Raw genomic sequence first — 26,267 nt, forward strand, 5'->3', positions numbered from 1 at the left:
CGGACGGGTTCGTGCTACCCGCCCGTGTTATCGACGCATGTCTTCGTGGGAGGTTTTTCCGTTGCTACACAACAACTTTAACACGCCAGGGATAGCAAGTGCAGTCCCGGCCGTAAAGGGTTCGTCGTCGTGCACCGGGTCGCCGGTGGCGGGGTTGATGTGTGATCCGTGGCAGACGTTCAACGGGTTCATGTCGTGGGTGTCGTACACGCTGTGGTCGCTGATTCAAGTCTGGTGGCCGCTGCTGGTCGTCGCGGCCGTGTGCGCGTTGGTGGCGGGCGCGGTGCTGGCGCGGGTGGTGCGGTTGCGGCGGGCGCGGGAGATCGCGGGGGCGCGGTTTTTCGAGATCACCCCGCCGCACCGGTTGCCCTCTGAGGGGGCGGTGCCGTTGTGGCGGCTGCTCGCGGCGAAACTCGCCGAACGGCGGTCACGGACACGGGTCGCGTTGGAGCTGTGGGCCGACAATGCCGATGGCCGTATCCGCGCCGGGCTGTGGGTTCCCGGCGGTGTCGCGGCCGAGGAGCTGGCGGACGCGGTGGGGCAAGCCTGGCCCGGCTGCGGCCTGGTCGAAACCACCCCGCCCCAGTTGCCTCGGGGCGCGGTGGGGGCGACGGAGCTGGTGCCGGGTGAGGGGCCGTGGGCACCGCTGGTCGATCACCAGCACCGACCCGATCGCGGCCCGGTGGCGGTGGAGGACGAACCGTTGCGCGCGGTGCTGGACTCGCTGAACAACATCGCGACTGGGGGTTTGTTCGCGTCGGTGCAGGTGGTGGTGTCCCCGGCACGCGGCACCGGCCGGCGCGGCCGGGGCGCAGTCGGCCGGCGCGGTCTGGCCGGGTTGCTCGGCCTGGTGGCGCGCGGTCTGGTGCGTTGCCTGCTCTCGATCGTGGACCTGTTCCTCTCGTCGTCGTCTTCGTCGTCGCGGGGTTCGTCGTCGCCGTCGCGCACGGCCGAGGCTGATCCGCTGGTGGTGGCGCGGCGGCGGGCGCGGGAGGCCAAGCAGAAGGCGGGGCCGCATCTGCGGGCCACCGTGCGGCTGGTGGTCGCCGGAACTCGCAAAGCGGGTCCGGCGCGGCGGGGTAGTCACGACCTCGCGGGGGTGCTGGCCGCGTTGGCGACCGACGAACACGTCACCGCCCGGCTGCGGGTGCGCCGCGCGGTCGGGAAGGTCGATCGCTACGAGCACGGACGCGGGTTCATCGCCAGCACCCGCGAACTCGCGGCACTGTGGCATCTGCCGCACGAGCCCGGTAGCCACGGGCTGTCCCATCCGGAGGTGCCGCAACGCAAGGCCGACCGCGCCCTTCCCCGCTTGGATGACTACCGCCACCGCCGAGGAAACCAGGCACAGGACCGGCTTGGTTCGCGGCGCGGTCGCCGTGAGGGGTTCGGGGGTGAGCGCGATGCGGCCTGACACCGACCACCACGGCGCACACGATGCCGACCACGCCCGTAGCGGGCTGGCGGTGTCGCCGTTCACCGACCCTGCCCGGCAAGCGCCGAAGCTGCTGGGCGCGACCACGACCGGTCTCGCGGAACTGGTCGGGCTGGCCGTGCCCGACGCGCGGCACCACCTTCACGTGCAAGGGGTGACCGGGGTGGGCAAGTCCACGTGGCTGGCCCATCACGTGATCGGCGAGGCCGACGCCGGGCGCGGCGTGGTGCTGCTCGATCCGCAAGGCGACCTCGCCACCAACGTCCTCGACCGGTTGCCCGCCGGGTGCGGGGATCGGTTGGTGATCCTCGACCCCGACGAGCAGAAGGCCCCGGCGGCGTTCAACGTCTTGCACGCGGCCGATCCGGGGCTACGGGCGTTGGTGGCCGATGGGGTGGTGTCGGTGTTCCGCCGCCTGTATGCGGCGTCGTGGGGGCCGCGTATGGACGACCTCATGCGCGCGGCCTGCCTGACCCTGATTCGCCGGGAGGGTTCGACGCTGGCCGATATCGTGCCGCTGCTGCAACACGCGGCGTTTCGCCGTGAGGTGCTGGCCGAGGTCGGCGAACCGGAGGGGCTGGAAGGGTTCTGGACGGCGTTCGATGAGGCCACACCCGCCCAGCGCGGGCAGTTGTGCGCGCCGGTCACGTCCCGTCTGCGGTCGGTGCTGACGCGCCCGTTCGCGCGGACGCTGCTCGGTGCGCCCCGGTCGAGTTTCACTCTCGCCGATGTGCTCGACGGCGGCATTCTCATCGCCCGCTTGCCGAAGGGCGGCATCGGGGAAGACTGCTCGCGGTTGGTGGGGTCCTTGCTGATTGCCGGGTTGTGGCAGGAGATCACCCGCCGCGCGACCCGGCCGCCCGCGCGGCGGCCGGACGCGACGATCGTCATGGACGAGTGCCACAACTTCCTGCACCTGCCCATCGGCGTCGAAGACGCGCTAGCCGAAGCCCGCGGTTACCGGGTCTCGCTTGTGCTGGCGCATCAGCATCAGGCGCAGTTGCCGCCGGATGTGCGGGAGGGGATCGACGCGAACGCCCGCACTAAGGTGTACTTCACGGTGTCGCCGGACGACGCGCGCCGCCTGGTGCGGCACGTCGCCCCGGACATCGACGAACACGGGCTACGCCGCCGCCCGGCGTTTCAGGTCGTCGCCCGCGCCGTCGCGCATGGACGGGACACCCCGGCGTGCACGCTGGACACCCTGCCGTTGCCGCCCGCGCCGCGTGGCCGTGGCGCGGCGCTGCGGAAAGCAGCGCGCGCACGGACCGGGCTGTCACGACAGGCGCGCGGTGAGCGTGAGTCGGCGCGCAAGCTCGACACCACACCCGCCGCCAGCACGGCCGCGCAAGCGTTACGGCAGCACTGGAACACCAACCCCAGCAACGGTTTCGGTGACAGCAATTCGGTGGACAACTCGGTAGGCAACTCGTGGGCAGCTTATGAGCTGCCTACCGAGTTGCCGCCCGAGGCCGCCTAAAACCCCTGCGTAGGACCACTGTGGAGGACTCATGTCCGTGCCCCAACATCCTAGGAATACCTACCCCCAACCCCCAAGGGTGCAACTACAACCCGCCAGCAACGGCGAAGCACTGGCCCGCTCACGCGGCCTGACCGAGCGGGACATGTCGCTGCTGTCCTACCTGGACCGGCACCGCGTACTCACCGCCTTACAGGTCACGCGGCTGCTGTTCGGCTCGGCGCACCACGCCCGCCACCGGCTCACCGCGCTCTATCAGCGTGGGGTGCTGGCGCGGTTCCGGCGCGAGGTCTGGCCAGGCTCCCAACCGTGGCGCTACACCCTCGGCCACGTCGGCGCGACCGTGCACGCCGCCGCCACCGACACCCCGCTACCGAAACCCTCGGCGGTCACGGAAAAGGTGTTGCGGCTGGCGCACTCGCCGCACACCGAACACCTACTCGGCGTCAACGAGTTCTTCACCCACCTCGCCGGACACGCCCGTCTCCATGAGGGGTGCGCGCTGGGGCAGTGGTGGCCCGAGACCATCACCGCCGACGCCTGCGGCGGCATCGTCCGCCCAGACGGCTACGGCGAATACACCGACCCGAACGGCACCCTCGGGTTCTTCTACGAACACGACACCGGCACCGAAACCCTCCACACCCTCACCGACAAGATCACCAAATACGCCGAACTCGCCCAAGCAGGAATCGGCAAACCCGTCCTGTTCCGGCTACCCAGCGTCGCGCGCGAACGGCACTTGCACGAGGCCATCACGCGCCGATGGCCCGGCAGGCTCCCCGTCCCGGTCGCCACCTTCGCCGCCGATCACCCGGCACCGAACGAGCCCGCGACGGACGCGGTATGGCTACCTGTCGGACAGACCCGACGCCGCGCACTCACCCAGCTCCCGGCACCGCTCGGCGCACCCGCACACCGAGTGCCGCGACGGGGAGCAGCATGAACAACACCCAACACGCCACCGATCCGCACGGGTGCCGGTTGTCGGCGGCGCGGCTGGCGGCGATGGCCGCCGCCCTGTCGGTACCGGACGGCGGTTTCACCGTCGACCCCATCACCGGCACCGACACCCGCACCGGCTACGCCGTCTCCGTCCACCCGGAGTGCGAACGCCTCTACCGCCGTCGCGTCACCGCCGATGACCTCACCGACTACCTCACCCACACCCGGACCGCGCTCACACTGGCGTTGCCGGGGCGGGTGTTCGCGGCTGGCGCGACCCCGACACCGGCCGCATCTACCTTCGACGTGTCCGCCGTCGCGCCCACGCTGACCGCCGCGCTCGACCTCGGCCGCCGTGCCGGGCAGCGCGCCGTGTTCGACCTCGCCGCCGCACAGTCCATCCCCATCCCGGCACGCGCGAACGCGCGAGACGGGGCGGGAAAAGCGGTCTCGCGCGTCGCACCGGAACGAGACTTCGCGTCTCGGCCAGTCTCGCCGGTCTCGGAACCGGTCCCGCAACCTGTCTCGCCCACTGATTCGGAGGTGACCAACCCACCACACGCACACCCTGCCCGCCGACGCCGCCAAGGAGACACCCGCAATGCCCGCCTCCACGCCGCGCCCACCCCGCAACACCAACGCCCAAGCACACGCCGAAGCCGACAACGACCCCGGCGGCGTGGTGCTACCGTTCCGCCGACCGTCCACACGAGACCACACATGGACGGTCGAGAGCATCGATACCGAACCCCTGACCGCCCAGCAGTACGACGACGCGGTGACCGCGCTGGCCGCGCTCATCGGCCAATGGAAAACCCGCCACGATACCAACGGTAACAACGAAAAAGCCGCCTAAAGAGGCCGAGGAAACCCATTGTTCCGCTTCACTTTCCCGCCCGGATTTGGGACAATGGAAGCAATGGGGATCACGGCCGCTACCAGCGGTTTTCAGTGAATTTTAGTAGCGTGCCGGGGGCTTGCAGAAACCTTGCACCACCTGGTTTCACCGGCAAGTCCCCGGCACGCCCGCACCACACAGGGAGCCCGGTAACCATGACGCGATCGGCGACGAAACGGCGCGGTCTCAAGACCACCCGCACCCTCGATGACCTCGACACGGTACGGGTCGGGATCTACGTCAGGCGTTCCACCGACGACGAACACCAGCCCTACTCCATCGAAGCCCAAGACAACCGCCTGGAGTCCTACGTGGACTCACAACCTGAGTGGCGACTCACCAAGCGGTTTCACGATGACGCCTCCGGCGCGACCACCGACCGTCCGGGACTGCAACGCGCACTCGCCGCCGCGCGTGCCGGACTGATTGACGTGCTGCTGGTCTACCGGGTTGACCGGTTCTCCCGGAACCTGTCCCACATGGTGACCCTGCTAGACGAACTCGACCACGCCGGGGTGGTGTTCCGGTCGGCTACCGAGCCGTTCGACACCGCGACGCCGATGGGGCGGATGCTGGTGCAGATGCTCGGCATGTTCGCCCAGTTCGAGCGCGACACCATCATCGACCGGGTCATCAACGGGATGGAGCGCAAGCACGCCAACGGCAAGTGGAAGGGCGGGAAACGCCCGTTCGGCTACCAGGTGGACAAGACCACCGACACCCTCGTTCCCGACGAGTCCGAAGCCGTCATCGTCCGGTTGATCTTCGACCTCTACACCCGCGACCGGCTCGGCACCCGCTCGATCGCGAAGGTGCTCAACGACCGGGGCCACCGCACCACCACCGGCGGGCGCTGGTCCGGACACCAAGTACTCCGCGCCCTGAACAACCGCGTGTATCTCGGGGAACTGTCGTTCCGGGAAGCCACCAAGACCGACACCCACCCCGCACTCATCACCGCCGCAACATGGGAGAAGGCACAAACCATCCTCGACGCGCGCGGCGAGTCCCACGCCCACCGCGCCGCCTCCGGCTCCGACTACGTGCTGACCGGGCGTCTGCGCTGCCCCAAGTGTGATAAGGCCATGATCGGGACACGGGCGACCGGGCGGAACAAGACCTACCGCTACTACACGTGCTGGAACCTCGCTCGCTACGACGCCACCAAGTGTGACGCGAAACGGCTCAACGCCGACGCCGTAGACGCCGCCATCCTCGACGCGCTGACCGACTTCTACCGCACCCGACACGACCTCATCACCGACGCGATCACCGCCGAGCAAGCCCAGCACCGGGCCGCGCACGCCGACCGCCGCGCCGAACTCGCCACCATCCTCACACAGATCACCAACACCGATCAGGCCATCGACCGCTACCTGACCGCGTTCGAGAACGGCACGATGGATGAAGAACTCGTCGCCGACCGCCTCACCGGTCTACGGGCGCGGCTCAAGGAACTCCGCGCCCGCCGCAACGACCTCACCGCCGACCTTGACGACGGCCCCGCCGCACCCGACGCCGCCGCGCTCGCCGAGGTCGCCGACCACATCGGCGACGTGATCACCGAGGGCAGCCACAACCAGACCAAAGCCCTGATTGAAGCTCTGGTCGCCAAAGTCACCATCACCGGGCCGAACACGCTCAAGCCCGTGTTCCGCATCCCCCAACCCCGCAAAACAAACGAGGCCGCAACCGCTGTACCAGCAGAAACGGCCCCGAAAGGAGTGGTTCGCACAATGACTACATCGGTGGAGCTGAGGGGAATCGAACCCCTGACACCCAGACATCATCGACCTGGCTGAGTACGAGTTGCCCGTGCTCGACGAGCCGGTGCCGGCGATGTTCGCCGACTACCGCCACAGCCACACCAAACGATGGTCGACGGTGACCAACTCGTGCAACGCGTTCGTGTTCTTGATCTCGCCCGGCGTGCTCTCGCCAGGTGAGCACCGTTCCTGGAAGAGTCCCCCTCAGTCTGCTCAGCGTTGAGGGACGGCAGCGGCTGGTTGGTTACGCAGCGACTTCAGACGATCAGCGCCGTTAGGCGTTGCCGTATGACTGTGCTCGTCTCAGTCACGATTCTGTCAACGAGTTCGGCGACCGTAGGGATGTCCCGGATGATGCCTGTACCAGGCCCGCGCTCCAGATGCCGCCCTCCAGCTCCCCGTCGTCGAACACAATGCGCCCACGTGCCCCGGCGACGAGTTCGCGAACGTCAGGGAACTCCCCGCCGTTATCGAGGATGTCCACCACACGACGGCTGACCGTGTTGCTTGCCACTCACGCGGTGTTCCGCAGCGGCCGGAAGATCAGTTCGGTGTCCCGTTCGCTGTTAGCCACGATCTGTTCCTTGACCCGCTGATGCACCGGCGACTCGGCCGTGCACAGAAACCGGGTTCCCATGCTGATGCCGTCTGAGCTTGCCCCGGTGCCGCCACCAGGCCGCGGGCGTCGGCGAAACCACCGGAAGCCAGGATCGGCACGGATAGTACGTCTGCCGCAGCCGGCTTCGGGGTGGAGTTGTTAGAGGCCACGGTTTACGGCACTGCGAGCTGACGTCCGGCAAAGAAATCGTGCCTCTGGCGAAGGGACGATTCTTGGTCCGGTACTCAGACTCTTCGTACCTTTCCGGACACTGCGCCGGTTGCCTGTTGAGCGCTGCGGTTTCAGTTCCGCAGTGTGTATGGCTTGAGCTTCGGCTCCTGTGCGGCCTTCGGAGCGAGCGCGAGCTGGTCGGCGATGACGCCGACCAGCGCGGCGTAGTTTCCGGGGAACTGCACGGCATCGACACCGGGCATCAGAAGTTGCCCGCAAACCGCGCCGTCGATCCGTTTGGGTTCGGCGGGTCCGGGATTATCGAGTGCGTCGCGGGCGAGCGCGTAGGCGATTGGGTCGTAGGTGCCCACGGCCAGATGTTCTGACGTCAGCGCGGTGGGACACACATCCTGCAATGCGACGTTGGTGATGGCACCGCCTCCGCCATGCAGTGAGGTGGTACCGCTATCGTCGAGGTTGGGTTGGACGAACTCGTCGGTGCGCGTATAGATCTGGGTGTAGGAGATGCCAGGGAAAGTTTCCTGGTAGGAGTTTATCGCCTGGGTATAGTGCGAATTGAACTTCTGTTGCCACATAGACTCCGAACAGCCAGGCACACACATCGCGTTGATAACGATGCTGCCGTGATTGGTAGCGCCGAGTCCGATGTAGTCGTCGACCTTGTCCCGAAGATCAGGCCAGAACCGGAGGGCGAAGCGGGGTTCAGTTCCGCCCTGGCTGTGGCCGACGATGTCGACCTTGTTGCCGCTGGTCTCATACACCTTCCGAATGGCGTTGACCACGTACTCGGCCGAGATCTGTGCGTCCGTCATGGCATTGTTCGGTAGGGTCACCGAGCAGTAGGGCCGCCCGATTTGGTCCAGGGCTGGAAACCAGTTCCAGCCGTAGTCCTGCTCCGGCGTGAGTGTCGTGCCCGGCACGAATAAGACGACTTCTTCGCTGGTGTCTCGAGCGCTGGCAGTGCACTTGAGAGCTCCGTCGAGCACGGCCTGGGGGACTGACAGTGTCGGACCCGGCTGATCGACGGGCGCGAACTGCTCGTCGGGAATGGTCGGCGGCGACAGCGGCAGCACGGACGGGTTGACGATCCGGAACAGCGACTGGGGCGGCGGCGACGTGGGAGCTGCCGGGGCTGCCAGGGCTGACCCAGTCACCAGGCCACAGGCAGAGATGGATGCGATCGCCGCCACCGCGAGGCGCGGCAACATTTTTGTGTTCATGTTTGTCTCCGTTACACACACGACGTTGTGTTGCACGGCGGAGCATAAGGTGAACCATGTAAGATGTGCAACACAGGACCGTGGACGAGTCGGAAGTCAGGTGGCTAGTGGTGATCAACCCCGCGGGCGGTGACACTCCATTGCGGCCGACACCGCTGCAGCGGCAGCTTCAGCAGGGGCTCAGGTCACCGCGGGCCACACCTCTGGAGGCCCTGAAGATTGCGGGAGAGTGGTTCAAGCACGGTCGCCGCATCGACATCCAGGGACTGGCCGGCGAACTCGGCGTAAGCAGGGTGACGTTGCACCGTTGGGTGGGAACCCGCGAAGAACTGTTGATAGAGGTGCTCTGGGCCAGCACCGACCGGGCACTGTCCCGATTGCACGATCAGGTCGTGGGCGAGCAGGTAGCGACTAGCCATGCAGCGGAAGTACTCAGCAGATGGGCCGAGGAAGTCATCCGCCATCCCGGAGTCCGGCAGTTGCAGGCCGAAGAATGCGAGATGTTCGCTCGCCTGGTAACCCTGAATCACAGCGAGTTTCAGCGCAGGCTCATCGACAGGGTGGCACAGCTAATTGCCGACGATCGGCAACAGAATCGGATCACGATTGAGCTGGACGTCCACGAACTGGCGTACACCACTGTGCGCATCACCGAATCCTTCATCCACACTCCGGCGATCACCGGCGGTGCCCCAGACCCGAACAGCAACGCCCGCGTGCTGCACGCCCTCCTGCGCTGAAGCTCGGAGGACCATGTGGTCTACGAACGCCGACCTGGTACCCAGCCACTGAGATCCCGTGCCTGGGAGGTGCGTCGTATCGAGAACAGAGGCCGACTCTCCCGCGGCGCTCGATCGCACCCCGCGATCGAGCCTGTCCGCTCGCTCGTCTACCCACACGTTGGGAATACTCGATCCCACCACAGCTCCCAGGAACCGAAAGTTAGGGAGCCGAAATGGTGTAAAACCCCAGGTCAGACACTGTGGAGCTGAGGGGAATCGAACCCCTGACCCCCGCCTTGCAAAGGCGGTGCTCTACCAATTGAGCTACAGCCCCGGACGCGGGCGATGGCCCGCGGGACGATCAGTTGTTGCTGGAGGCGTCCGAAGAGTTTGCCTTCGCCGGTGCGCTGCCGTTGGTAGAAGCTCCACCCAGCGGCGTGCTGGTCGGCGCGGTGGCCTCACGCCACAGGTCGGCCTCGGCCTTGGCGTCCTTGTTGCGCTTGATGGCGAACAGTACGCCGCCCGCTACGGCCGCGAGCGCCAGCAGCTTCTTCACGTGAAGCCCCTCCCTCAACAACTTGTGAGTGTGCTCCTGCGATGTTACTGCACGCTCCCTGGCCGCCGTTTATCCGGTGGGGGTCACGGGTACGTCACTGGTGACGACGTCCTTTCGATGATTGGAGACGCCGGTGGCTGACAAGGATCAGCAGCAAGAAGGCATCAAGGGAGCTGTCGAGGACATCAAGGGCCGGGTCAAGGAAACAGCCGGCACCTTCATGGGCAACGACTCAATGGAGCGCGAAGGCGAGGCCCAGCAACAGAAGGCCGACGCCCAGCAGACCGCCGCGGAGAAGGAAGCCGAAGCGGAGCAGGCTAAGCACGAGGCCAACATCGCCGAAGGCCGCGAACGCTCCCAGCAGTAACCCCGACCGCCGCGAGTGCGCCAACGGGAGAACCCTGCTGGCGTTCTCGCGGTTCCACGTGGAACAGAGCGGACCGGGACCGTTCAGTCGATCCGATCCGCGGTCTTCGTCACCAGTGACCGCACGATCTCCACCCGCCCGCAGTCGGCATCCAGCATCGCCTTACGTGCCGCCAGGAAACCCTCTCCGAGTGACTGCCGTTCGCTCTCCGAAAGTTTCACTCGTGCGTCGTTGAGCAGCGTCTGCTCCTCTTCATTGGTGTGGTGGTTCACCACCTCCACCAACTCCTCCAGCTTCTCGTCGTAGGCCTCACCCTCGACGTCGCCCACTTCGAGGAACGCCAGCAGCGCCTGGTTGATCTCCGCGTGCTCCTCCTCCCCGTGCTCGACCTCTTGATCGGTCGACGACGCGTGCCGGCGCAGCTCCGGGTACACCTCCCGCTCCTCCGCATCTGCGTGCGCCACCAGCAGCGCGGCGAATTCGGATCGCAGCACGCTCCGCTCGGCTGAGACATCGCGGAGCCCACGCATCAACTCCTCGAACTCGCGGTGATCTGCCAGGATCAGTTCGACGACATCGGGCACGACGTGTCCTCCCGTGCTGAGGGCCAATTGGAGCTATCAGCTTCGCCATGCCGATCACAGTGCGCAAGTACTCCTGTGCGGAACGCGGGATTTCGGCATTTTCGACCGGCCGCACCAATCCGGAAACGCCGCGGCAGCGAATTAGAAGTGTGTGACCACCGTCATGCGCGCCTGCGCAGTGATCGTCCACACGGGGCGGTGTTACTGCGCCTTCGCAGAACGCGAACCAGGAGGATTTTCGATCATGCATAGAAAGGCACTACGAACTGGGCTCGGACTGGCAGCCGCTGCCGGACTGATTCTGACCGGCTCGGCCACCGCCGCGGCCGACCAATCCGATGGTCAGCACGGCAACCAGAACCGTACGGTGACCGTCTTCAAGCTCGACGAGCTGAACGACAGCGGCGCTCGCGGCATCGGTGTGGTCAAACTGAACGGCAACCAGGCCGATGTCCGGATCTTCGCGTCCGGCCTGCTCGCCGACCACCCACACGCTCAGCACTTCCACATCGGGGGTGCTGGCCAGTGTCCGACCAGCGAGCGCGACACCAACGGAGACGGCATCGTCAGCACGGTCGAGGGCCAGCCTGACTACGGATCCATCGGTACCTCGCTCACCACCAGTGGTGACACCAGTCCCGCCAGCGGCCTGGCCGTCGACCGCTTCCCGACCGCGCCGAACGGTTTCGTGCGTTACGACCGCACCATCACCGTCAGCGACGAGTCGGCGCAGAACTTGCGGGACGGCAACGCCGTGATCGTGCTGCACGGCATCGACGCCAACAACAGCGGCACCTACGACGGTGACGCCCCCAGCGAGCTGAACCCCGCGTTGCCGCTGGAAGCCACCGCACCCGCTGCTTGCGGGAACCAGACCGTGCTCGCCGGCGCAGGCGCCGACCGCGGTCTCGGGCTGGACCTTGGCCTGAACCTGTTCGACAGGCGCTAAGGCAGCCGATAGGACGCTCGGAGGCCGGTTGGCGACAACGCCAACCGGCCTCTGACGTCGGTCCACCCTGGAAGTCTTGAACCTCCGGAGCCCTTCCCAGCGAGCACACCGCGGAGGTCACCGAGTAAGACCCGTCCGGCCCCCGGCCGGTGATCCACCCGCGAATGCAGTCAGGCCCCGTTTCCCTGAAGTGGGAAACGGGGCCTGACTGTTCTGTGGGCCCAGGAGGACTTGAACCTCCGACCTCTTCGTTATCAGCGAAGCGCTCTAACCGCCTGAGCTATGGGCCCGCAACGCCTGGAAAGATTACAGGATGGCGCAGCACGCTCCGACACCGGGTTACTCACGCTCGGACAGCGTGACCTCCAGGCCGCCGGCCAGGTCGGCCGAGACGTTGTAGATGAAAGCACTGACCGTGGCCAGGGCCGAGATCAGCACGATGTTGATCGCCCCGACCACGGCCGCGACACCGAAAACCGGCCCGACACTGATCAGCGGCTCACCGGCCGCCTCGTCGCCATCACCCTGCACGAGCGAGCTGTAGGTGCCGTTCAGCTTGTCCCACACACCCATGCCGTCGAGCACGGTGTACAGCACACCCACCGCGACGAGCCAGACGAAGAACAACGCGAGTCCGAGCACGAGCGACAGCTTCAGCACCGACCACGGGTCGAACCGCTTGATCTGCAAGCTCGCCCGCCGCGGACCACGCCCCGGCCGCCGCAACGCCGTCGGCGTCGCACGGCCGCGTGAGCCCGTGGTGCCCATTCCGACGCGCTCACGGGTACGGGTCGCCTGGTCCTGCTGGCCCGCTTCCCCACCGCCGAACAGACGATTGGCCGCGGAGCCGCTCACCACCGTCTGGTCGGCGCCCGCGTTCCCGTACCCGCCGTTGGCCGACTCGTCCGCGGGCAGCTGGCCCGCGGGCAGCTGGCCCGCGGACCACCGCTCGCCGTACTCGTCGACGGAGGTCTCGCGCTCCTGCCCGGTCGCGGCGGACGAGCTGGCGTTGTCCTGGGCAACGCGCTGCCAGGGCGGGGTGTCCCCGCCGCCGCTTCCGCGCTGTTCGGAGTTCTCAGGTGGTGTCACGAAGTGTCATTCCTTACCCAGCGAGCGCTACTGCTGCTCCGGCTCTTCCGACTGGTTCGACGGTTCCGACGAGGTGTCGTCGCTTACCACGACGTCCGAGGGCTCGTCCGCGTTGCGTGCGACGGCGAGCAAGGTGGTGCCCTCTCCGAGGTTCATCAAGCGCACTCCCTTCGTCTGCCTGCCGGCCTTGCGGACCTGACCCGCCGCGGTACGAATGACACCGCCGCTGGAGGTGATCGCGTACAGCTCGTCGTCGGCGTCGACGATGAGCGCACCCACCAGCCTGCCACGTTTCCGGTCGTACTGAATGGTGAGCACGCCCTTGCCGCCGCGACCCTGCACCGGGTAGTCCTCGATCGGTGTGCGCTTGGCGTACCCGCCGTCGGTGGCGACCAGGAGGAACTTGTCCTCCTTGACCACCCCGATCCCGAGCAGTTCGTCGCCCTCGTTGAACCGCATGCCGAGCACACCGGACGTCGCCCGGCCCATCGGCCGCAGCGCCTCGTCCGTGGCGTGGAACCGGATGGACTGTCCCTCCGACGACACCAGCAGCAGGTCGTCCTCCGAGGACACCAGCACCGCTCCGACCAGCTCGTCGCCCTCACGGAGGTTGACCGCGATCAGCCCGCCGGACCGGTTGGAGTCGAAGTCACTCAGCCTGGTCTTCTTGACCAGGCCCTTCTGCGTGGCCAGCACCAGGTACGGGGCGACCTCGTAGTTCCTGATCTGGATGACACCGGCGATCTGCTCGTCCGGCTGGAAGGCCAGCAGGTTCGCCACGTGCTGCCCGCGGGCGTTGCGGTTGGCCTCCGGCAGGTCGTATGCCTTTGCCCGGTACACCCGGCCCTTGTTCGTGAAGAACAGGATCCAGTCGTGTGTGGAGCACACGAAGAAGTGCTGGATGATGTCGTCCTGCTTGAGCGTCGCGCCCTGCACTCCCTTGCCGCCCCGCTTCTGCGAGCGGTACAGGTCGGTCTTGGTGCGCTTCGCGTAGCCGGTGCGGCTGATGGTGACGACGACGTCCTCGACCGCGATCAGGTCCTCGACAGACACATCGCCGTCGTAGGGGATTACCGTCGTACGCCGGTCGTCGCCGTGCTTGTCGACGATCGCGGTCAACTCGTCGCCGATGATCGCGCGCTGTCGCTCCGGCCGGTCGAGAATGTCCTTGAGATCAGCGATCTCGCGCTCGATCTCGGCGAGTTCGTCAATGATCTTCTGCTGCTCGAGAGCCGCGAGCCTGCGCAGCTGCATGTCCAGGATCGCGGTGGCCTGGATCTCGTCGACATCGAGCAGCTCGATCAGGCCGGTCCTGGCCTGGTCCACGGTCGGCGACCGGCGGATGAGCGCGATGACCTCGTCCAGCATGTCGAGCGCCTTGACGAAACCACGCAGAATGTGCGCGCGCTCTTCCTTCTTGCGCAGCCGGTACCGGGTGCGCCGGACGATGACCTCGACCTGGTGCTTGACGTAGTGCCGCACCATCTGGTCCAGGCGCAACGTGCGCGGCACACCGTCCACCAGCGCCAGGAAGTTGACGCCGAAGTTGTACTGCAGCTGGGTGTGCTTGTAGAGGTTGTTCAGCACGACCTTCGCCACCGCGTCGCGCTTCAGCGTGACGACGATGCGCATACCGCGCCTGCTGTTGGATTCGTCCGCGATGTCGGAGATGCCGGTGAGCTTTCCGTCCCGCACCAGCGAGGCGATGTTCTCCACCAGGTTGTCCGGGTTCACCTGGTACGGCAGTTCGCTGACGACGAGGATCGCGCGGCCCTTCGCGTCCTCCTCCATCTCCACGACCGCACGCATACGCACGGAGCCGCGGCCGGTGCGGTAAGCGTCCTCCAGGCCCTGGGTGCCGAGGATCTGGCCCCTGGTCGGGAAGTCCGGGCCCTTGATCCGTTGCAGCAGCGCGGCGAGCAGCTCGTCGTCGGTGGCTTCCCAGTTCTCCAGTGCCCAGATGACACCGGAGGACACCTCACGCAGGTTGTGCGGCGGGATATTGGTCGCCATTCCGACCGCGATCCCGGACCCACCGTTGACCAGCAGGTTCGGAATCCGGCTGGGCAGTACGTCCGGTTCCTGCGTACGACCGTCGTAGTTGTCCGAGAAGTCGACGGTGTCTTCTTCGATGTCGGCCAGCATGTGCATGGCCAGCGGGTCGAGGCGCGCTTCCGTGTACCTCATGGCGGCCGCTGGATCGTTGCCCGGCGAGCCGAAGTTGCCCTGCCCGTCGATCAGCGGGTACCGCATCGCCCACGGCTGCGCGAGGCGTACCAGCGCGTCATAGATCGCCGAGTCGCCGTGCGGGTGGTAGTTACCCATCACGTCGCCGACGACGCGAGAGCACTTGTTGTACCCGCGGTCCGGCCGGAAGTTGTTGTCGAACATCGAGTAGAGCACCCGGCGGTGCACCGGCTTGAGGCCGTCGCGCACGTCCGGCAGCGCCCGGGACACGATCACGCTCATCGCGTAGTCGATGTAGGAGCGCTGCATCTCCTGCTGGATGTCGACCGGTTCGACGCGGTCGTGATCCGGCGGCAAGGTTTCCGTCATCTCGTCCTTCTCAGGTGGACAGTCCTATACGGACAGCAGTGGCACGTGCTGGATCACACGTCCAGGAAACGCACGTCCTTGGCGTTGCGGGTGATGAACGAACGCCGGGCCTCGACGTCCTCGCCCATCAGCACGGAGAACAGTTCGTCCGCCGTCGCGGCGTCGTCGATGGTGACCTGCTGCAGCACGCGGTGCGCCGGGTCCATCGTGGTGTCCCACAGCTCGTCGGCGTTCATCTCACCGAGACCCTTGTACCGCTGGATCGCATCGTCCTTCGGCAGCTTGCGGCCGGCCTTGGCGCCTGCCTCGAGCAGGCCGTCGCGCTCCCGGTCGGAGTAGGCGTACTCCGGATCCGCCCTCGGCCACTTGATCTTGTACAGCGGCGGCTGCGCGAGGTACACGTAACCGTGCTCGACCAGCGGGCGCATGAACCGGAACAGCAGGGTCAGCAGGAGGGTACGGATGTGCTGGCCGTCGACGTCGGCGTCGGCCATCAACACGATCTTGTGGTACCGGAGTTTGTCCAAATCGAACTCGTCGTGAATGCCAGTACCCAACGCGGTGATCAGTGACTGGACCTCGTTGTTCTTGAGGACCCTGTCGATCCGCGCCTTCTCCACGTTGATGATCTTTCCGCGGATCGGCAGGATCGCCTGGTACATCGAGTCCCGGCCCTCCTTCGCCGAACCGCCCGCGGAGTCACCCTCGACGATGTAGAGCTCGCACTCCTCCGGCTTCGTGGACCGGCAGTCCTTCAGCTTGCCCGGCAGGCCACCGATGTCCAGGGCACCCTTACGGCGCACCAGATCCCGTGCCTTACGTGCGGCCATCCGCGCCTGTGCACTGGAGACGGCCTTGTTGATGACCGCCCGCGCCTCGGAAGGGTTGCGCTCGAACCAGTCGGACAGCCACTCGTTCGTCGTGGTCTGCACGAACGACTTGGCCTCACTGTTGCCCAGCTTCTGCTTGGTCTGGCCTTCGAACTGCGGTTCGGCCAGCTTTACCGAGATGATCGCGGCGAGACCCTCGCGCACGTCGTCACCGGTGAGGTTCGTGTCCTTCTCCTTGAGCAGCTTCTTGTCGCGCGCGTAGCTGTTGACCACCCTGGTCAGCGCGGCGCGGAAGCCCTCTTCGTGCGTACCGCCCTCAGGAGTGTTGATCGTGTTGGCGAAGGTGTAGACCGACGGCGTGTACTGCGTGTTCCACTGCATGGCGACCTCGACCTGGACGCCTTCGCCCTGGGACTCGAAGCCGATCACGCTCTTGTGGATCGGGTCCTTGCTGCCGTTGATGTGCTTGACGAAGTCCTCGAGCCCACCGGGGTAGTGGTAGGTGAGCTCGGTGATGTTGGCGGGGGTGCCCGCCGCGTCCACGGCTTCCTCTGTGGGTTCCGCCTCCGGGCGCTCGTCGCGCAGCACGATGGTCAGGCCCTTGTTCAGGAACGCCATCTCCTGCAGCCGCCTGGAAACCGTCTCCACACTGAAGTGCGTGGTCTCGAAGATCTCCGGGTCAGCCCAGAACGTGATCGAGGTACCGGTTTTACTCGTCGGGCCGGCGTCGATCAGCTCGCCCGGCTTGGAGTGGTCGTAGCGCTGGGTCCAGATCCGGCCGTCCCGGTGCACCTCGACGTCGAGCTGGGCGGACAGTGCGTTGACCACCGAGACGCCCACCCCGTGCAGACCACCGGAGACCGCGTAGGAATCACTGTCGAACTTGCCACCGGCGTGCAGCACGGTGAGCACGATCTCCAGCGTCGGCCGCTTCTCCTTCGGGTGCATGTCGACCGGGATGCCACGACCGTCGTCGACGACCCGGACCCCGCCGTCGGCCAGCAGCGTGACTTCGACCCGCGTCGCGTACCCCGCCATCGCCTCGTCGACGGAGTTGTCCACGACCTCCCAGACGAGGTGGTGCAGACCGCGCTCTCCAGTGGAGCCGATGTACATCCCAGGGCGCTTGCGGACCGCTTCGAGGCCCTCGAGCACGGTGATGGAGGACGCGCTGTACTCATTACTCTTAGCTGCCACCGGCTGCATTCTCCTCGTCTCGCCCGCGCGTGAACGCGGACGTTCGCCCACTCCCCCAACAGTCTACTTGGCCAGGTCCGCTCACATGCGCCAAGGACACCCCTGATTTGCTCACAGAGCCACGAACGTGAAGTCGGATGTGTCCGATGGTACCCGGCGGCCACCTCGAAGCGCTCCGGCGTCCAGACAACGGCGGCCCGATCAACCCCGACACGCCGAGAGGTTCAACCGGTCGAACTACCCGCGGCCGGACACCGCTGCCGGCCCGGCCTCATCCGTACGTGTCGCGCGGACCGCGACCCGACACATGCCGCGGCCCCTTACGCCAGCTCGGGGCCGCCGGACCCTGGATCCGCATACGTTTGACCACGCCGTTACCGACCACACCTGCGATCTTGACCAGCAATTGCCCCTGCAGCAACCGCAACTGCGTCGCCCAGGCCGTCGAGGTGGCCTGCACGGTCAGTTCGCCGTCGCGCAGCGCGATCGGCTGGGCGTGTTCGGCGACCTCCTCGCCGACGAGCTGTGTCCATTGCCCGAACACCTGCCCGGTGGCCAGCCGGGTGTTCCAGCCACGTTCGACGGCGAGGCGCGAAACGATTCTGCCGAAGGGCTGTGGATCACGCTGGTCGGAACCGGCCCCGGACCACCTGCGCCTGCGCGGGTTCTGCCCGCGTCCGTTACCAGCGCCACCGCCGCGGCCGGCGGGGTTCGGTCGCCGGACACCCGGCTCGTGGCCACGGGTACTGGCCTTCTGCCTGGCCGCCTCGAGGGCCGCCCTGGCAAGGTCCCGACCGCTGCCCTCGTTCGGCCCAGTGGCGCTTTCACCCTTCGTGTCCGGCAGGGGAAGCTCACCCGGCCGATCCCGCACTGACGGGGGGTCAGACTCCCCATTCGGCCGTTTAGTCACTCCGGGCGATAACCCGTTCACAGTGTTATCCACACTATCCACAGGTTTGTCCCCAGATCGGGGCGAATGAACTGTGTCCCCGGTCACCCGGGGTGTTCTGCCTCGTGGACCTTGCCATTGCTTCCTGCGCTCAGGCACGGGTCACCCCACTTTCCGACACCGCGAACCGGACTCCGTTCAGCTCCGAAGGCACATCCTCGTCCACCGCGGCCGTCACCAACACCTGCTCTGCCCCCGCGGCGACCTCCGCGAGCCGGGACCTGCGCTTGCGGTCGAGTTCGGCGAACACGTCGTCGAGCAGCAACACCGGCTCACCGGCCTCGGCGCGCAGCAGTTCGTACGAGCCCAGCCGCAGCGCGAGGGCGTACGACCAGGACTCGCCGTGGCTGGCGTACCCCTTGGCCGGGGCCTCGCCGAGAATCAGGTCGAGTTCATCCCGGTGCGGGCCGACCAGACTGACCCCGCGCTCCAGTTCCGCCGTGCGCGACTCACCGAGCGCCTGCAACAGCACCTCGGTCAGCTCCGGCACGCTCGCGGCCGGACCACCCGCGACGCCGTAACCCGCCGGAAGCGCCTCACCGAGGCTCGATCGGTAGCCGATCTCAGCCGGCCGTGAGTCCGGCGCCACCCCCGCGTACGCGGCGCTGGTGTGCGGGGCCAGCGCCGCCACCAGGTCGAGGCGGCCTGCCAGCAGCTGCGCGCCGGCCGCGGCCAGGTGGTTGTCCCAGACGTCGAGGGTGGACAGCGCGTACGGGTCCTCCTTGCCGCCACGTCGTTTACCCGCGGTCTTCAGCAGTGCGTTGCGCTGCCGGAGCACCTTCTCGTAGTCACTGCGCACACCCGCGTAACGCGGCGCGCGCAACACCAGCAGCTCGTCCAGGAACCGTCGGCGCTCGCCGGGATCACCGCGCACGAGGGCGAGGTCCTCCGGGGAGAACAGCACGGTGCGCAGAATGCCGAGCACGTCCCGCGGCCTGCCGACCGCACCCCGGTTCACCCGAGCGCGGTTGGCCTTGCCCGGGGTGATCTCGAGCTCGACGGTCAGCTCACGGCCCTCGTTGACCACGGCGGTGCGCACCAGTGCCCGTTCACATCCGTGCCGCACCAGCGGGGTGTCGGTGGCGACCCGGTGCGAACTGAGGGTCGCGGTGTAGGCGATGGCTTCGAGCAGGTTGGTCTTCCCGCGTCCGTTGGGCCCCACCAGCACGGTCGGGCCAGGTTCGAGCGGCAGGTCGAGCAACTCCCAGGAACGGAAGTCGGTGACCTGCAGATGACGGAGATACATGGCGGTGCCTGCGACGCGCCGGCTACTCCCCGGCCTTCTTCACGGAGTGCCCACCGAACTGGTGTCGCAGCGCCGCGACGGCCCGCATGGCCGAGGACTGCTCCTGGCGGGAGGCGAACCGGGCGAACAGTGCCGCGGAGATGACCGGTGCGGGCACCGCGTTGTTGATCGCTTCTTCCAGCGTCCAGCGGCCCTCGCCGGAATCCTCGACGTAACCCTCGAGGTCGTCCAGCTCCGGGTCCTCGTCCAACGCGTGGACCAACAGCTCCAGCAGCCAGGAACGCACGACGGTGCCGCGCTGCCAGCCCTTGATCACCTCGGGCACGTTGTCCACGATGTTCGACGCCTCGAGCAGTTCGAAGCCCTCGGCGTAGGCCTGCATCAGGCCGTACTCGATGCCGTTGTGCACCATCTTCGCGTAGTGGCCCGCCCCGACCGAGCCCGCGTGCGAGAAGCCCTCTTCCCGTGAGCCCTCCGGTCGCAGCGCGTCGAAGATCGGCATCGCCTTGGCGATATCCGCGTCGGATCCACCTGCCATCAGGCCGTAGCCGTTGTCCTTGCCCCATACCCCGCCGGAGACGCCGACGTCGAGGTAGCCGATTCCCTTACTGGCCAACAACTCGGCGTTGATCTTGTCGTCGGTGAACCGGGAGTTGCCGCCGTCGATGAGCAGATCGCCCTCGCTGAGGAGGTTGCTGAACTCGGCAACCGTCTCCCGGGTCGGCGCACCGGAGGGCACCATGACCCAAACGATTCGCGGAGCGTCCAAAGCGGACACGAGCTCCTCGAGCGACCCGGTGTCACTCACATCGGGATTGCGGTCGTAGCCGACGACCTCGTGCCCGGCGGCGCGCAGCCGCTCGCGCATGTTGAACCCCATCTTGCCGAGGCCGACGAGTCCGAGCTGAACCATGAAGATCCCCTCTGTTGGCGAAGGTGCTTTCCGAAGCGCTCGAAGATCCCCGGTACTCAGCCGGGCAAGCGAACAGGCATCAGCAGGTACAGGTAGCCGGGAACCACCTGTCCCTGCTCATCCGCCGGCTTGATCAACGCGGGGCGGTTCGGAGTCGTGAATGTCAGTTCCGCACGATCGGTGTGCAGCGCGCCGAGTCCGTCGACGAGGTAGCCGGGGTTGAAGGCAATGGTGACCGGCTCACCCTCGTACTCGACCGGCAACTCTTCTTCGGCACTGCCTTCGTCGTCGCCGCCCGCGGAAAGCCGCAGCGACCCTTCGGCGAACTCCAGCCTCACCTGGGTGCCACGTTCGGCGACCAGCGAAACCCGCTTGATCGACTCCGCGAGCGCGGACACCTCGAGCACCGCCCTCGACGTGTGCTGCGCGGGCAACAACTGGCGGTATGGCGGGAATTCCGCGTCGAGCAGGCGGGTGGTCGCGTACCGGCCGGAGCCGGAAAGCCCGAGCAAACCTTCGCCGCTGGCGAGCGCGATCTGCACGGTGGCACCGCTCGCGCCGAGCGATTTGGCTGCCTCGGCGAGCGTCCTGGCTGGCACCAGCACCGCGGCGTCGGCCAGCCCTTCGGCAGGCTGCCAGTTGACCTCGCGCATGGCGAGCCGGAACCGGTCGGTCGCGACGAGGGTGAGGGTGTCCCCCGCGATCTCCACGCGCATACCGGTCAGCATCGGCAGGGTGTCGTCCTTGCCCGCCGCGACGGCGACCTGGGTGACGGCCTGGCCGAACGCCTCGCCGGCGAGTTCGCCGGCCAGTGCGGGCTGAGCTGGCAGTTGGGGATAGTCCTCGACCGGCATGGTCGGCAGGCTGAAGCGGGCGCTGCCGCAGGTGATGGAAGCGCGGGCGCCGTCGACCGAGATCTCGACCGGCTGAGCCGGCAGCGCCTTGGTGATGTCGGCGAGCAGCCTGCCCGAGACGAGAGTTCGGCCACCGTCCGCGATCGTGGCTGGAACGCCGACGGTGGCGGAGACCTCGTAGTCGAAGCCCGACACGGTCAGTGCATCGCCACCTGCGGAATCCGGATCTGAACCGGCATCGAGCAGAACCCCGCCCAGGACGGGCACGGGTGGTCGGGACGGCAGGCTGCGTGCCACCCAGGCCACGGCGTCGGCAAGCCCGTCCCGCTCGACGCGGATCTTCATGCGCCCATCCTTTCGACAGCCGAGCCGGTTCGGCTCGAAAGATCGACCTACACCGCCGAGGTCGCCCCGATGGCGGGGACAGCCGGTGAGCATCCGAGCGTTGCAGCCCGGCTTGCGACGGCACCGACGCCTGGCGGCCCTGGTGTGGACTTCCACGGTAGAGCGTGACGGCGGTGGCCGTCATCTGACCCCGGCCTGAACTTTGTCGACACATCGACACGGATCGCGACCTGTCCCCAACTTCGTTCGCCGCTTGTTTTTCTTTAGTTCTTCTAGAGAGAAGCTTTTTCAGTGACAGTAATAAGGGCTGTGGATTGTGTGGATAGCCGCTTCCCGCCCTGCTCTGTAGGCGCGGCGGCCTGTGGACACAGGGGGTGGTCATCCGGTGGACAGTTTCGGCCTTCGGTGGAGAACTTCGGGCCGGCCCCAAACCGTCCACACTGATCCACAGTTGTCCACACAGCCATCCCCAACTGTGGGTCGAGCTGTACCCAGGCAGTGCACCGGTCTACCCACACCACGAACCGCCCTAGCGGGTGACGGGAAGGGCATCCACAGGCTCCGTTGTGTCCTGGATCTCCTTCCGCCGCGGGGAAATCCGTTGGCATACCGGCAAAAGCGGGCTCATGTTCCGTGCTCTTTGGTCGCTCGCCACGCCGTCGCCTCGCCGTCGCCGCCGCCGCGAGCGCCGCGCAGCCGACCCCGATCCCTTGCCGCGCGCCGAGGAACTCGTGCCGCAGCACGGCGGACAGCACGGCTATGCGCGCCCCGGTAGGGAGCACCACCGGATTCAGGATTATTGCGCCGTTTTCCGCCACACCCATAGGAAGGGCCAGCACCGGCCGCCCACGGAGTGGGGGCGAGTGCGTGTGGTCCCAATGGATCCGCGCCGCTTGCGGGATCCGCGGGGGCTGGCCGAGCGAGGAACGGCTACGGCTCCCGCGGAGGCGTCGCACCTGACACCGTCGGCGGTCTCGCAGCAACTACGTCAGTTTTCCCGTGAATCCGGGGCCGGCTTGCCATGACCGGACCGCAGACGGGTGCAACTGAGTCCGGCCGCGCGAATTCTGTTGGCGGGACACCGATCGCCGCGCGGCACGCTCTGCCGGCCGCGGCACGCGACTACTGTCGTGCCCGCTGCTTGATCCGTGAGGTCAACTCCTGGACCTGGTCGTAGATCCGGCGCCGCTCCGCCATCTCTTTGCGGATCTTCTTGTCCGCATGCATGACCGTTGTGTGGTCGCGGCCGCCGAACGTCTGACCGATACGCGGTAGCGACATATCCGTCAGCTCCCGGCAGAGATACATCGCGATCTGCCGCGCGGTGGCGAGCGCCTTGGTCTTGCCCGGCCCGCACAGGTCGTCCAGCGTCACGTCGAAGAACTCCGCGGTCACGCCCATGATTGTCGGAGCGCTGATTTCCGGCGCCTGCGAATCCGGGATCAGGTCGCGCAGCACGATCTCGGCGAGCCCGACATCCACCGGCTGCTGGTTCAGCGAGGCGAACGCGGTGACCCGGATGAGCGCGCCCTCGAGCTCGCGGATGTTGGCCTCGATCCGCGCTGCGATGAACTCCAGCACGTCCCCGGGAACCGCGAGCCGATCCTGGGCGGCCTTCTTCCGCAGGATCGCGATGCGGGTCTCGAGTTCCGGCGGCTGGATGTCGGTGATCAGCCCCCACTCGAACCGGGTGCGCAGCCGGTCTTCCAGGGTCTCCAGCCGTTTGGGCGGCCGGTCCGAGGAGACGACGATCTGCTTGTTCGCGTTGTGCAGCGTGTTGAAGGTGTGGAAGAACTCCTCCTGGGTGCCTTCCTTGCCTTCCAGGAACTGGATGTCGTCGACCAGCAGGATGTCGATATCTCGATATCGGCGCTGGAACGCCACCTTGCGGTCGTCACGCAGGGAGTTGATGAAGTCGTTGGTGAACTCTTCGGTCGAGACGTAACGCACTCGCATGCCGGGGAAGAGACGCTGGGCGTAGTGCCCGACGGCATGCAGCAGGTGTGTCTTGCCGAGTCCGGACTCGCCCCAGATGAACAGCGGGTTGTACGCGCGGGACGGGGCTTCCGCCACCGCGACCGCCGCCGCGTGCGCGAACCGGTTCGATGCGCCGATCACAAAGGTGTCGAAGGTGTACTTCTCGTTGAGCCGGGTCTTCGACGTCTGCGGCTGGGCAGGTGCGGTGTAGGGCTGGCCCGCGTGGGGCCTGCCGGAGAAGGTCGGCCAGATTTCGTGTACGGCGGCGAGGGCCTCGCCCTCTTCGTCGACTTCTTCCTCGCCACCGTCGATCGGATCGGTGCCCATTCGGCGCGGGGCGGCGTGCTGGTTCGACGGCGGACCCGACAGCTCCGGTTTCTCGGTCCTGCTGCCGTGTCTGGCGGAAGGTACGCGGCCACCGTCGGCCGACGGCATCGGCGGAGGTGACTGCGAGTTGGCTTGCTGCGGATTCGCCGGCGGCCGAGGGCCTTGGTGCGCCTGCGATCCCTGCTGGTTCGGATGCACGGGACGACCCGAGTGGCCCGGCTGCCCGGGTCCGGGGTGCCCGGGGTGGCGTTGCTCCGCTGGCGGTGGCTGCGGGCGAGAGTTGTTTCCGTTGTCCACCCGACTGGGGGACGCGGAGTAGCGGTTGACCGCGGCTGGATTGGGTGCGCCGAGCGAGTGGGTCGCGGCATCCGAGGTGTCCACCTTCACGGCCAGCGATACGTCCCGGCCCAGCCTGCGCGACAGGGCCTCGGTGATCGGGTCCCGGAGGGCGCGCTCGATCGCCTCCTTGGCGAAGTCGCTGGGGGCCGCCAGCAGTGCGGTGCCGTCGAGCAGCCCGATTGGCCTGGTCACCCGCATCCACGCACGCTGTTGCGGCGACAGAGTGCCGTCGGAGAGCTCCCTGACGACCTGCTCCCAGACGACCCCAAGATTGACCTGGTGCTCGGACACCTGTGTTGCTCCCCTCCCCTCGAACACTCTCGCGCGACCACTCTGCGGATACGCTGACCACACGATCGAGCGTCATAGCAGTTGGCCATGGTCACCCGCACAGCAGGTATCCACATAGTTGTCCACAGCTGTGCACTAATGCACGGCGCCCGCGCTTCGGCACCGTCACTCGACCTGAGGTCAAGTACGCCAGACGGAGTCTCCCACCTTCCGACGGCGGTGCAGGCACCTCCCGGGCGACCTGAGAAGGGGCACGCTAACAAGCTGCGCGCCCTGCCACAAGACGCCCGCGGGTGCAAGGGTTCCACGGTATACGGCGTGTTGCCAGTTGGTGCTGCAGCGTGGTCCTCGATCATGAACGTAGCTGGTTGCCCTCTGCGACCGAGGGGGCGGTTTCGGGGTCACCGAACCGGGTGCGTACCCTCGTAAGGTCTGCCGCCGACAGCGGGCCGTTTTCGCGTGCCCGTGTCAGCGAGCCCGACAAGTTCGGACCGTATTGTTGGTAGGAGACACCACAGACAGACGTGCTGTCCGCACGACACGCCCGTCAGCGGGTGCCGAAGTCGAGACCAGGAGAACTTAGCCGTGAGCAAGGGCAAGCGCACCTTCCAGCCGAACAACCGCCGCCGCGCGCGTACCCACGGGTTCCGGCTGCGCATGCGGACTCGCGCCGGCCGCGCCATCGTGGCCGCTCGTCGCCGCAGGGGCCGCGAGCGGCTCTCCGCCTGATACGCCCGGCGGGACGACGTGCTCCCTGCCCGTGCTCGTGTGCGGCGCAGTGACGAGTTCCGCACAGTCATGCGCGGCGGCGCCCGAGCGGGGCGTCGCCGCCTTGTGCTGCATGCGATCGATGCCGACGAGTCGAAAGCCGGTTTCGTGGTCAGCAAGGCCGTGGGCAACTCGGTGGTGCGGCATCGGGTGACCCGGAGACTGCGGCACCTCGTCGTGGCACGCCTCGGAACCTTGTCGAGGGACAGTGCGTTGGTAGTGCGGGCACTTCCTGCCGCTGCCGAGGCAAGCAGCGCCGAACTCGGCGCGGATCTGGACTCGGCCTTGCGCAGGCTCGACCTGCTGCCGGCCAGACCAACCGGCGAATCCCGGCGGAACGTCGCCGGGCACGGCAACACGCGACCGGCACCATGACCAGCTCATGGACGGCACTCATCTTGGTGCGGCCCAGTGGTGCAGCCCCGCCGGCGAGTGAGGCAGAAGAAACACGCGACCGGCACTGCGACCAACTCGGGAACGGCACCGAGCGTGGTGCAGCCCCGCCGGCGAGTGAGGCAGAAGAACGGACAGCGGTGTGAACGAACCTCGGGTTGACGGCTGGGACACAGCCGAGAGCCGGGAGGCGCCCGTGGCGCCCCGGCCGAGCCCAGCCGCCTGGGTGCTGTTGCTACCTGTCCGGTTCTATCGCAAGGCCATCTCCCCCTTCTTGCCGCCCCAGTGCCGCTTCTACCCCAGTTGTAGTGCGTACGCGGCGGAATCGCTGACCCGGCACGGCGCCGCGCGCGGCTCGTACCTGGCGTTGCGCAGGTTGTTGCGCTGCGGCCCATGGACAGACCCCGGTCGCGATCCGGTTCCGGAGACTTTCTCCTTCCGGCATCACCCCCAGAGACCTGATACATCTACCGAGGAGTAG

Annotated in this window: 23 protein-coding genes, 2 tRNA genes and 1 pseudogene; 12 read left to right on the forward strand and 14 right to left on the reverse strand. The window is 67.0% G+C overall.

The annotated features are described in order from the left end of the window. The first annotated feature begins 157 nt into the window (after nt 1-157). From D0C15_RS09370 to D0C15_RS34020, 6 genes are all read left to right on the forward strand, one after another. Complete coding sequence (locus D0C15_RS09370; protein ID WP_211323134.1) at nt 158-1,414, forward strand: hypothetical protein; 1,257 nt, start codon at nt 158-160, stop codon at nt 1,412-1,414. After that, on the forward strand, nt 1,404-2,915 hold the full coding sequence (locus D0C15_RS09375; RefSeq protein ID WP_162829972.1) for a type IV secretory system conjugative DNA transfer family protein: 1,512 nt from the start codon (nt 1,404-1,406) through the stop codon (nt 2,913-2,915). Before D0C15_RS09370 ends, D0C15_RS09375 begins: the two co-directional genes overlap by 11 nt. 79 nt (nt 2,916-2,994) lie before the next feature. Next, a complete protein-coding gene (locus tag D0C15_RS09380; RefSeq protein ID WP_162829973.1) occupies nt 2,995-3,861 on the forward strand; it encodes a replication-relaxation family protein in 867 nt (288 codons plus the stop codon). A 600-nt stretch (nt 3,862-4,461) separates the two neighbouring features. After that, on the forward strand, nt 4,462-4,716 hold the full coding sequence (locus tag D0C15_RS09385) for a hypothetical protein (RefSeq protein WP_116042972.1): 255 nt from the start codon (nt 4,462-4,464) through the stop codon (nt 4,714-4,716). Between the two features lie 197 nt (nt 4,717-4,913). Next, the gene (locus D0C15_RS09390) at nt 4,914-6,560 is read left to right on the forward strand and encodes a recombinase family protein (protein WP_116042975.1); all 1,647 of its coding nucleotides are present in this window, start codon (nt 4,914-4,916) and stop codon (nt 6,558-6,560) included. 13 nt (nt 6,561-6,573) lie between these two features. Then, nucleotides 6,574-6,747, forward strand: a complete 174-nt coding sequence (locus tag D0C15_RS34020) for a hypothetical protein (RefSeq protein ID WP_162829974.1) — start codon at nt 6,574-6,576, stop codon at nt 6,745-6,747. Nucleotides 6,748-6,781: 34 nt separating this feature from the next. Here the strand turns inward: D0C15_RS34020 and D0C15_RS09395 are convergent. Together D0C15_RS09395 and D0C15_RS09400 are read right to left on the reverse strand one after the other, a co-directional pair. Continuing rightward, a pseudogene (locus D0C15_RS09395) lies at nt 6,782-7,265 on the reverse strand (NAD(P)H-dependent flavin oxidoreductase); the annotation flags it as partial. A gap of 159 nt (nt 7,266-7,424) precedes the next feature. Then, nucleotides 7,425-8,534, reverse strand: coding sequence for an esterase/lipase family protein (locus D0C15_RS09400; RefSeq protein ID WP_245975667.1), 1,110 nt, complete (start codon nt 8,532-8,534; stop codon nt 7,425-7,427). A gap of 110 nt (nt 8,535-8,644) precedes the next feature. Between D0C15_RS09400 and D0C15_RS09405 the strand changes: the two genes are divergently transcribed. Next, complete coding sequence (locus D0C15_RS09405) at nt 8,645-9,274, forward strand: TetR/AcrR family transcriptional regulator (RefSeq protein WP_211323135.1); 630 nt, start codon at nt 8,645-8,647, stop codon at nt 9,272-9,274. A 243-nt stretch (nt 9,275-9,517) separates the two neighbouring features. Here D0C15_RS09405 and D0C15_RS09410 read toward each other — a convergent pair. Then, nucleotides 9,518-9,590 (reverse strand) — tRNA-Ala (locus D0C15_RS09410). Between the two features lie 27 nt (nt 9,591-9,617). After that, nucleotides 9,618-9,812 (reverse strand): DLW-39 family protein, encoded by a 195-nt coding sequence (locus tag D0C15_RS09415; RefSeq protein ID WP_091668939.1) that lies wholly within the window; start codon nt 9,810-9,812, stop codon nt 9,618-9,620. A gap of 133 nt (nt 9,813-9,945) precedes the next feature. Here D0C15_RS09415 and mbp1 point away from each other — a divergent pair, with 133 nt between their 5' ends. Continuing rightward, nucleotides 9,946-10,179: a microaggregate-binding protein 1 gene (mbp1, locus tag D0C15_RS09420; protein WP_116042983.1), complete on the forward strand. Its 234-nt coding sequence runs from the start codon at nt 9,946-9,948 to the stop codon at nt 10,177-10,179. A gap of 83 nt (nt 10,180-10,262) precedes the next feature. On the opposite strand, the gene D0C15_RS09425 is transcribed toward mbp1, so the two are convergent. Next, nucleotides 10,263-10,763, reverse strand: coding sequence for a hemerythrin domain-containing protein (locus D0C15_RS09425; protein WP_116042986.1), 501 nt, complete (start codon nt 10,761-10,763; stop codon nt 10,263-10,265). 244 nt (nt 10,764-11,007) lie between these two features. Here D0C15_RS09425 and D0C15_RS09430 point away from each other — a divergent pair, with 244 nt between their 5' ends. Next, a complete protein-coding gene (locus D0C15_RS09430) occupies nt 11,008-11,712 on the forward strand; it encodes a hypothetical protein (RefSeq protein WP_211323136.1) in 705 nt (234 codons plus the stop codon). A 216-nt stretch (nt 11,713-11,928) separates the two neighbouring features. Here D0C15_RS09430 and D0C15_RS09435 read toward each other — a convergent pair. From D0C15_RS09435 to dnaA, 9 genes are all read right to left on the reverse strand, one after another. Next, nucleotides 11,929-12,002 (reverse strand) — tRNA-Ile (locus tag D0C15_RS09435). A gap of 49 nt (nt 12,003-12,051) precedes the next feature. After that, the gene (locus D0C15_RS09440) at nt 12,052-12,801 is read right to left on the reverse strand and encodes a DUF3566 domain-containing protein (RefSeq protein WP_116042988.1); all 750 of its coding nucleotides are present in this window, start codon (nt 12,799-12,801) and stop codon (nt 12,052-12,054) included. Between the two features lie 27 nt (nt 12,802-12,828). Continuing rightward, the gene (gene gyrA / locus D0C15_RS09445) at nt 12,829-15,357 is read right to left on the reverse strand and encodes a DNA gyrase subunit A (RefSeq protein ID WP_245975668.1); all 2,529 of its coding nucleotides are present in this window, start codon (nt 15,355-15,357) and stop codon (nt 12,829-12,831) included. 53 nt (nt 15,358-15,410) lie between these two features. Further along, on the reverse strand, nt 15,411-17,384 hold the full coding sequence (gyrB, locus tag D0C15_RS09450; RefSeq protein ID WP_245975669.1) for a DNA topoisomerase (ATP-hydrolyzing) subunit B: 1,974 nt from the start codon (nt 17,382-17,384) through the stop codon (nt 15,411-15,413). A gap of 271 nt (nt 17,385-17,655) precedes the next feature. Further along, nucleotides 17,656-18,228, reverse strand: a complete 573-nt coding sequence (locus D0C15_RS09455; protein ID WP_116043195.1) for a DciA family protein — start codon at nt 18,226-18,228, stop codon at nt 17,656-17,658. A gap of 196 nt (nt 18,229-18,424) precedes the next feature. Continuing rightward, nucleotides 18,425-19,579 (reverse strand): DNA replication/repair protein RecF, encoded by a 1,155-nt coding sequence (recF, locus tag D0C15_RS09460; protein WP_116042994.1) that lies wholly within the window; start codon nt 19,577-19,579, stop codon nt 18,425-18,427. Between the two features lie 22 nt (nt 19,580-19,601). Then, a complete protein-coding gene (gene gnd / locus D0C15_RS09465) occupies nt 19,602-20,492 on the reverse strand; it encodes a phosphogluconate dehydrogenase (NAD(+)-dependent, decarboxylating) (protein ID WP_116042997.1) in 891 nt (296 codons plus the stop codon). Nucleotides 20,493-20,548: 56 nt separating this feature from the next. Then, complete coding sequence (dnaN, locus tag D0C15_RS09470) at nt 20,549-21,691, reverse strand: DNA polymerase III subunit beta (protein ID WP_116042999.1); 1,143 nt, start codon at nt 21,689-21,691, stop codon at nt 20,549-20,551. Nucleotides 21,692-22,813: 1,122 nt separating this feature from the next. Next, entirely contained in the window at nt 22,814-24,625 is a 1,812-nt protein-coding gene (dnaA, locus tag D0C15_RS09480) for a chromosomal replication initiator protein DnaA (protein WP_116043001.1), read from the reverse strand. A 585-nt stretch (nt 24,626-25,210) separates the two neighbouring features. Between dnaA and rpmH the strand changes: the two genes are divergently transcribed. The 3 genes from rpmH (at nt 25,211) to yidD (ending at nt 26,267) form a co-directional block, all read left to right on the forward strand. Beyond that, nucleotides 25,211-25,354: a 50S ribosomal protein L34 gene (gene rpmH, locus D0C15_RS09485; protein ID WP_091668901.1), complete on the forward strand. Its 144-nt coding sequence runs from the start codon at nt 25,211-25,213 to the stop codon at nt 25,352-25,354. Between the two features lie 18 nt (nt 25,355-25,372). Beyond that, nucleotides 25,373-25,768 carry a ribonuclease P protein component gene (rnpA, locus tag D0C15_RS09490; RefSeq protein ID WP_116043003.1) on the forward strand — a complete coding sequence of 132 codons (396 nt, stop codon included), beginning with the start codon at nt 25,373-25,375 and terminating at the stop codon, nt 25,766-25,768. Between the two features lie 214 nt (nt 25,769-25,982). Then, entirely contained in the window at nt 25,983-26,267 is a 285-nt protein-coding gene (gene yidD, locus D0C15_RS09495; RefSeq protein ID WP_342768566.1) for a membrane protein insertion efficiency factor YidD, read from the forward strand.

Origin of the sequence: Amycolatopsis palatopharyngis (genome assembly GCF_003385185.1) — a bacterium.
GTDB lineage: Bacteria > Actinomycetota > Actinomycetes > Mycobacteriales > Pseudonocardiaceae > Amycolatopsis > Amycolatopsis palatopharyngis.

What these genes read in the sequence shown, in the direction of transcription:
- D0C15_RS09375 (WP_162829972.1), top strand. Translation starts at nt 1,404, where the DNA reads ATGCGGCCTGACACCGACCACCACGGCGCACACGATGCCGACCACGCC.
- D0C15_RS09430 (WP_211323136.1), top strand. Translation starts at nt 11,008, where the DNA reads ATGCATAGAAAGGCACTACGAACTGGGCTCGGACTGGCAGCCGCTGCC.
- dnaN (WP_116042999.1), bottom strand. Translation starts at nt 21,691, where the DNA reads ATGAAGATCCGCGTCGAGCGGGACGGGCTTGCCGACGCCGTGGCCTGG.
- D0C15_RS09400 (WP_245975667.1), bottom strand. Translation starts at nt 8,534, where the DNA reads ATGAACACAAAAATGTTGCCGCGCCTCGCGGTGGCGGCGATCGCATCC.
- D0C15_RS09385 (WP_116042972.1), top strand. Translation starts at nt 4,462, where the DNA reads ATGCCCGCCTCCACGCCGCGCCCACCCCGCAACACCAACGCCCAAGCA.
- recF (WP_116042994.1), bottom strand. Translation starts at nt 19,579, where the DNA reads ATGTATCTCCGTCATCTGCAGGTCACCGACTTCCGTTCCTGGGAGTTG.
- D0C15_RS09390 (WP_116042975.1), top strand. Translation starts at nt 4,914, where the DNA reads ATGACGCGATCGGCGACGAAACGGCGCGGTCTCAAGACCACCCGCACC.
- gnd (WP_116042997.1), bottom strand. Translation starts at nt 20,492, where the DNA reads ATGGTTCAGCTCGGACTCGTCGGCCTCGGCAAGATGGGGTTCAACATG.
- D0C15_RS09370 (WP_211323134.1), top strand. Translation starts at nt 158, where the DNA reads ATGTGTGATCCGTGGCAGACGTTCAACGGGTTCATGTCGTGGGTGTCG.
- gyrA (WP_245975668.1), bottom strand. Translation starts at nt 15,357, where the DNA reads ATGACGGAAACCTTGCCGCCGGATCACGACCGCGTCGAACCGGTCGAC.